Annotated in this window: 1 protein-coding gene and 1 pseudogene; one reads left to right on the forward strand and one right to left on the reverse strand. The window is 44.5% G+C overall.

Annotation, left to right across the window (positions count from 1 at the left end):
* The first annotated feature begins 44 nt into the window (after positions 1-44).
* Positions 45-362: a hypothetical protein gene (locus tag BW961_RS32095; RefSeq protein WP_068591814.1), complete on the forward strand. Its 318-nt coding sequence runs from the start codon at positions 45-47 to the stop codon at positions 360-362.
* Positions 363-546: 184 nt separating this feature from the next.
* Here the strand turns inward: BW961_RS32095 and BW961_RS32100 are convergent.
* Positions 547-1,360: pseudogene (locus BW961_RS32100) on the reverse strand (transposase); the annotation flags it as partial.
* Between the last annotated feature and the right edge of the window lie 278 nt (positions 1,361-1,638).

Genomic DNA, 1,638 nt, shown 5'->3' on the forward strand with positions numbered 1-1,638 from the left:
TGGCGTAAATATTCTGTTAATCTGATTTAGTGAGAGAACGATTTATGAAATTGATTCACGTAACTGAAATAACGCCTGTTGTACCTCTGCATCCGATCATTCACAAGGGCGGCGAGCGGATGGAAGGGTTTAAATACAAAAAGGATGTTGACATTGTCGTTTGTACGTCTGGTGAGCATAGCATACGAAGAGCAGCTCAAGGGAGCAAAACGAATGGGAAAAGCCGCTCAATGGTTTATTACTTTGACATTAAGAAGTGTAAAACTTGCCCCCATCAAAAAGGTTGCTACAAACCGGGGGCCAAGAGCAAATCCTACTCCGATGAGCACTTCATAAGAGCGTATCAAGTTCGAACTCAGTGATACGTTCAAAGAGCGGATTTTTCGCAGGGCAATTATTGAAACATAAAAGTGCGGAGCTGAAGAGGTTCCACGGTATGGCTACAGCCAGATATCGAGGTTTATTCCGCATACTCAAGCAAGCTTACATCACTGCTTTCGTGGTAATCGTAAAGCGGGTAGAAAAGCTAAACGAACAAAAGCAGGGATGATACGATTTGAGCCTTGCCCTTGGCGAAAGCTTTCTCTGTACATCTTTACGAACCTCTTGTAGCGCCTCTATGACATACCCGTGAACATGAAAGCGATCAGCGATTCGGATCGCCTTTGGAAAACATTCGCTGATCTAGGTATGATAAGCCTGGGCCAAATCCATTACCACTGCTTTAGGAGACAGCAGCCGAAAAGCGGGATGGTACTGAGCATAGGTGCGTAAATCCTTTAGCTTTCGTCCAGGTAAAAGATCGAGCATCATTTCTCCCTTCAGGTCATGAATCCCAGTATTATAGGTGTGCCCCTTCTTGATGGCGAAGTCATCGACACCTATTAAACCGTCGCTTTCTGCCGCCTGTTCCCACGCCCGCTTGGAGAGTCGTTCGCTTTCCAACGGAACCGCTTCGTTATGCATCCGTTGGATCGTACTGGCGGGTGCTTGCTGCATACGGGAGCCATGTGCTGCGGTAGAGCTCTGCCGCTCGTGCCCGAAAGAGATTGCTGTATCGTTTTTTAGGCCCGACAAAGTCGTAAGTCCAAACAAAACCAACTCCACATTGTGAACACGCCATGCGGATGGCCGGAACTAAGAGATACACGATCTTCTCAAAGACGTAAAGGTGCCGAACGGTACGTGTGTCATTGTAGCCTTTGCGCGTAACATACTCATCTGATCGACAAATCGGACAGCATTGTTTATGAGCCACTGGCGACGCCTCTATATGAATTTCATCTGCACACTTCCGTAGTATCTGTTGAACCTGTAACTCTGGTATGTTGAGTATTTCATTGATATACTGGGTCTGCATCTGCTTTTTCCTTTTGTTGTTGTTGGTGGGGACTTACAACAATACAGGATCAGCAGATGTTTTTCCATTTTTAACCTCCATTTTTTTTCGTCAAGCACTAGTTTTGGTTTCCCAATAAGTCTTAACTCTCGCTCTAATATGCTAAGTGTTTCGTTAGCAGCATCACCGTTTTCACGTAAAAAATAAAAGGATTTTGGCAATACAGGATTTTATTTACGCTTGAATCAATTTCATAAATCGTTCTCTCACTAAATCAGATTAACAGAATATTTACGCCA

The sequence above is a fragment of the Paenibacillus macquariensis genome (assembly GCF_900156375.1).
GTDB lineage: Bacteria > Bacillota > Bacilli > Paenibacillales > Paenibacillaceae > Paenibacillus_AQ > Paenibacillus_AQ macquariensis.